This window comes from Roseicyclus sp., assembly GCF_052168335.1.
In the GTDB taxonomy this organism is placed as follows: Bacteria; Pseudomonadota; Alphaproteobacteria; order Rhodobacterales; family Rhodobacteraceae; genus Roseibacterium.
Genome location: NZ_JBQLZP010000455.1, coordinates 1 through 4,734, shown reverse-complemented (window position 1 = coordinate 4,734; position 4,734 = coordinate 1). Strand labels below are relative to the sequence as shown.

General features: G+C 69.6%; 4 protein-coding genes. 1 reads left to right on the top strand and 3 read right to left on the bottom strand.

The features are described from left to right. The first annotated feature begins 73 nt into the window (after positions 1 to 73). Positions 74 to 643, top strand: a complete 570-nt coding sequence (locus ACTS11_RS14025; protein ID WP_442640926.1) for a MotE family protein — start codon at positions 74 to 76, stop codon at positions 641 to 643. 8 nt (positions 644 to 651) lie between these two features. Here ACTS11_RS14025 and ACTS11_RS14020 read toward each other — a convergent pair whose 3' ends face one another. The 3 genes from ACTS11_RS14020 to flhA are packed head-to-tail and all read right to left on the bottom strand — an operon-like array spanning position 652 to position 4,627. Next, the gene (locus tag ACTS11_RS14020) at positions 652 to 1,776 is read right to left on the bottom strand and encodes an EscU/YscU/HrcU family type III secretion system export apparatus switch protein (RefSeq protein ID WP_442640925.1); all 1,125 of its coding nucleotides are present in this window, start codon (positions 1,774 to 1,776) and stop codon (positions 652 to 654) included. A gap of 6 nt (positions 1,777 to 1,782) precedes the next feature. Further along, entirely contained in the window at positions 1,783 to 2,538 is a 756-nt protein-coding gene (locus tag ACTS11_RS14015; RefSeq protein WP_442640924.1) for a flagellar biosynthetic protein FliR, read from the bottom strand. Position 2,539: 1 nt separating this feature from the next. Further along, on the bottom strand, positions 2,540 to 4,627 hold the full coding sequence (gene flhA, locus ACTS11_RS14010) for a flagellar biosynthesis protein FlhA (RefSeq protein ID WP_442640923.1): 2,088 nt from the start codon (positions 4,625 to 4,627) through the stop codon (positions 2,540 to 2,542). Positions 4,628 to 4,734 lie beyond the last annotated feature (107 nt).

Here is a 4,734-nt window from a genome sequence, read left to right as displayed (position 1 = left end):
CCGCGGTGATGCGGATGCCGGCGAAGCCCGACCTCATCCGCAGCTTCTTCGACGACGCACGGAAGCGCCACGCATGAGGTGGAGCGTCCTCGTCCTGCTCGGCGCGGCGGCGTCGGTCGCCGGGCCGGGACACGCCGATCACGGTGTCGGCGAGACCGGCAAGGGTCCCGCCGCGCGCATCCTCAAGCAGGTCTCGGACACGGACCAGTGCACCCCGACCGAGGAGGCCTTCGCCGCCATCGCCGAGGAGCGCGCGCTTCTCGAGCGACAGCGGGCGGAGCTCGACGACCGCCGCGCGGCGCTGGACCTCGCCCGCGCGCAGCTCGAGGCCGAGGCGGCGCAGCTTGCCGAGGTGCGCGACCGGGTCGAGGCGCTGCTGGCGCAGGCCGAGGCCGCGCAGGCCGAGGACCTGCAACGCCTCGTGAACCTCTACCGGAACATGGAGCCCGAGCAGGCTGCCGTCATCATGAACGATCTCGACATGGAGACGACCTTCATGGTCTTCGCCACCATGGCCGAGCGCGATGCGGCGCCCATCCTCGCAGCGCTCGATCCGGTGCTGGCGCGGGCCCTGTCGCGGATCTTCCTCGAGCGGTCGCGGCTTCCGGGCGACCAGGATCTCTCGAACCTGCGCCTGCAATAGGGCGGTCCCTAGTCCTCGAGCCGCAGGCGCGACCCTTCGGGAGGCTGCCGGTCGAGGTTGCGGCGCAGATCCATCACGTAGGCGATGATCTCGGCCACGGCCTTCCAGTGCTCGACCGGGACCGGGTCGTCGACCTCGACGGTCGCGTGGAGAATGCGGGCGAGGGGACGGTTCTCGACGATGGGGACGCCGGCCTCGCGGGCGATCTCGCGGATGCGCGCGGCGACGCGGTCGGTGCCCTTGGCCACGCAGGTCGGCGCGGCGTCGCGGCCGAGCTCGTACCTGAGCGCGACGGCGAAATGCGTCGGGTTGGCGATGACGACCGTGGCCGTCGGCACCGCGGCCGAGATCCGCTGCCGTGCGCGCTGCCGCCGGATGCCCGCCCGCTTGGCCCGGATGAAGGGGTCGCCCTCGGTGTCCTTGTGCTCGTCGCGCAGCTCCCTCAGCGTCATGCGCTGCTTCTTGAGCCACTGCGCCCGCTTCCAGATCACGTCGAGAACCGCGATGGCGGCAAGGACCGTGCCGCAGGCAATGAGGATGCGCGCCGCGGCCGAACCGGAATAGCCGAGCAGGCTTTCGGGAAGGAAGACGGGCGCCTCCCACATCGACGTCACCACCCGGCTGCCGATCCACCCGGCGATCGCGGCGACGACGGCCACCTTGGCGAGGCTCTTGGCGAACTCGACGAGCGCGTCGATCGAGAACAGCCTCTTGAAGCCCGCGAGCGGCGAGACCTTCGAGAGTTTCGGCTTGATGCGCTCGAGCGCCACCACGGTCTCGCCCTGCACGATCATGCCGAAGACGGCGGCGAAGATCATCACGCCCATGACGGGCGCGAGGATCGCGGCCACCGCCCATGCGAGCGGCTCCGACACGGCCCCGAGATCGCGCAGGCCGGTCCGCCCCTGGCCCACCTCGATTGCCCCCGCCATGTCGATCAGCCCTTTCAGAGCGCCGCCGAGATTGGTCATGACGCCCGGAGCGAGGTAGAAGACGATCACGAAGAGCGCCATGACGCTCATCGCGACCGAAGGCTCGCGCGAGCTCGGGACATCGCCCTTGGTCCGCGACTTCCGCAGTTTCTGCTCGGTCGCTTCCTCTGTCTTGCTACTCTGGTCTTCCTCTTCGGCCATGTCCCCTCAGAAGCTCATCGTGCCGAGCCAGGTGGCGAAGGTGTCGAGAAACCCGCGGAAGAGGGCGGGACCGCTCAGCGCGAGGACGAGGAGGCCCGCCGCGATCAGCACGGGCACCGCGACGAAGAAGACGGGCAGCGTCGGCATCATCTTGTTGGCCAGGCCGAGCCCGAGGTTCAGCAGGAGGCCCATCACGTAGAAGGGCGCGGTGATCGCGACGCCGATCCAGAAGCTCATGGCGGCCGCGCGGACGATCTGCTGCGCGAGGTCCCCCGGCATGATCAGGCCGACCGGAAAGACGTCGTAGCTCATCAGGAGCGCGCCGATGATGACGTGGTGGAGGTCCGTCGCGAAGATCAGCGCGACGCCCGCGATCAGGAGGCCGCTCGCCACCATCGTCGAGCCCTCGAACGAGCCGAGCTGCGGCCCGAAGGCGTTGGCGAGGCCCGCGACGGTGCCGATCTGGTAGCCCGCGAACTGCAACGCGGACAGGAGCACGCGCGCCGTGAGGCCGATCCAGAGCCCGATCGTGATCTCCGTCCCGAGGATCACCGCGAGGTCCAGCGGCCCGTCCGGCATCGCGGCGTCCACGGGCGTCGCCGGCCTGAGGGCCGCCGACAGCGCGAGCGCGAAGAGCAGGCGATGGCGGACCGGGACCGGCTGCTCGCCGAAGCCCGGCATGAACATGAGCGCCGAGCCGAGCCGCGCGAAGACGAGGAGGAAGCCCAGGAACTGCTCGGAGAGGAAGGCGGAGAGGTCCACGTCAGCCGCCGATGCGCGCGACGGTCTTCAGCGTCGCCTTGCGGTGGATCTCGCCGTGCGAGACGACCTGCGTGGCCGGGCTCACCCGCTCCAGCATGGAGCGCACGAAGCTGCGGACCTCGGGGCCCACCATGATCGCGGGCCATTCGTCCTTCTGCGCGAAGCGCTGGATCTCCTTGCGCGCCTCGAGCACGAATTCCTGCACCCGTTGCGGCGACATGACGAGCGTGCGCTCGTCGCCGTTCGCCCTCAGCGCCTCGGAGAACTCCTTTTCCCAGGATGCGCTGAGCGCGATCACCGGCACGAAGCCCTGCGCGTCGGCGAGCGCCTTGCAGATCTGGTTCGAGAGACGCTGGCGCACGTGGTTCGTGACCTGCGCCACGTCGGTCGTGCGCCGGGCGGCCTCGGCGATGGCCTCGACGATCGAGGGCAGGTTGCGGATCGACACCCGCTCGGACAGGAGCGTCTGCAGAACCTGTTGCACGAGGATGACGGGCTGGCCGCCGGGGATTTCCGAGGCGAGCTTCTGGTAGTCGCGGTCGAGCCCCTCGATCAGCGCCCGCGTCGCGCCGAAGGTCAGGAGCTCGGGCATGTGTTCCTTCACGACCTCGGTGAGGTGCGTGGTCATGACGCTCTCGGGGTCCACAACGGTCAGGCCGCGATCCTCGGCGGCGCCCGCCGCGCTGCGGTCGACCCAGACCACGTCGAGCCCGAAGGTCGGGTCCTTCGAGCGTTCTCCGACGAGCGACGCGGTCTCCTCCGCCGGGGCGATGACCATCATCCCCATCGGGCGCACCTCGCCCCGCGCCACCTCGACGCCATGCACGAGGATCGCGTAGGCGTTCGCGGGCAGGCTCGCATCGTCGGTGATGCGGACGGCGGGCAGGACGAAGCCGTAGTCGCGCGCGAAGAGCTTGCGCAGGCTCTTGACCTTGCCGGGCAGCGCGGCGTCCGGCCGGTTGACCAGCGGCACGAGGGCCGAGCCCACGTCCAGGCGGATCTCGTCGAGCTTCATCGTCTGCGAGATGTTGTCGTCCGCGTCCGCCTCGGCGTCGTCCGCCGCCTTCGCGCGCGCGGCTTCCGCCGTTCTGTCAGCGGCGTTCGTGCGCTGCATGGCGTAGCCCAGGCCCGCCAGGAGCGCCGCGAGGAAACCGAAGATCGGCATGGGGAAGCCGGGAAGAAGCCCGATCGCCATCAGGAGCGCGGCGGCCATGTAGAGCGCCTTGGGGTAGCCCCCGAGCTGCGCGAGCACGGCCTCGTTCGTCGCCCCCTCGGTGCCGCCCTTGGTGACGATGATGCCCGCCGCGAGCGAGACGAGCAGCGCGGGGATCTGCGTCACCAGCCCGTCGCCGATGGTCAGGATCGTGTAGACGTTGCCCGCCTCGCCGATCGTCAGCCCGTGCTGGAGGACGCCGATCAGGATGCCGCCGATCAGGTTGATCAGCGTGATGATGATGCCCGCCACCGCGTCGCCGCGCACGAATTTCGACGCGCCGTCCATGGCGCCGTAGAAGCTCGTCTCGTCCTCGAGCTCCTTGCGCCGGCGCTTGGCCTCGGTCTCGTCGATGAGGCCCGCGCCGAGGTCGGCGTCGATGGCCATCTGCTTGCCCGGCATGGCGTCGAGCGCGAAGCGCGCCGAGACCTCGGCGATCCGGGTCGAGCCCTTCGAGATGACCACGAAGTTGATCACCACGAGGATCGTGAAGACGATGATCCCGATCACGTAGTTGCCGGTCGCGATGAAGCGCGAGAACCCCTCGATCACGTCGCCGGCGGCGTTCGTCCCGGTATGGCCCTCGGCGAGGATCAGGCGCGTCGAGGCGACGTTCAGCGACAGCCGCAGCATCGTCACCACGAGCAGCAGCGTCGGGAAGCTGTTGAACTCGAGCGGGCGCGGCACCCAGAGCGCGACCATGAGGATCAGCGCCGAGAAGGACAGCGAGAGCGCCAGGCCCATGTCGAGCAGGACGGGCGGCAGCGGGATGAAGAGGATGCCGAGCACCAGCGCGATGCCGAGCGCGAAGGCGATGTCGCGATTGCCGTTGCCGGCGGAGAGGATGGCCGAGATGCCTGTGACCTTCTCGCTCACGTGTTCCCCCCTTCAGTCGAGGCCGCCGAAGACAGGCAGGACCGGCTGCATGTCCTCGCGGCTGTAGAGGCTGCGCCTCTCGGCGCCCGTCCCGTCCGACAGCGACG

Excerpts from the sequence above, each read along its gene's own strand:
- ACTS11_RS14020 (WP_442640925.1), bottom strand. The coding sequence starts at position 1,776 with ATGGCCGAAGAGGAAGACCAGAGTAGCAAGACAGAGGAAGCGACCGAG.
- ACTS11_RS14025 (WP_442640926.1), top strand. The coding sequence starts at position 74 with ATGAGGTGGAGCGTCCTCGTCCTGCTCGGCGCGGCGGCGTCGGTCGCC.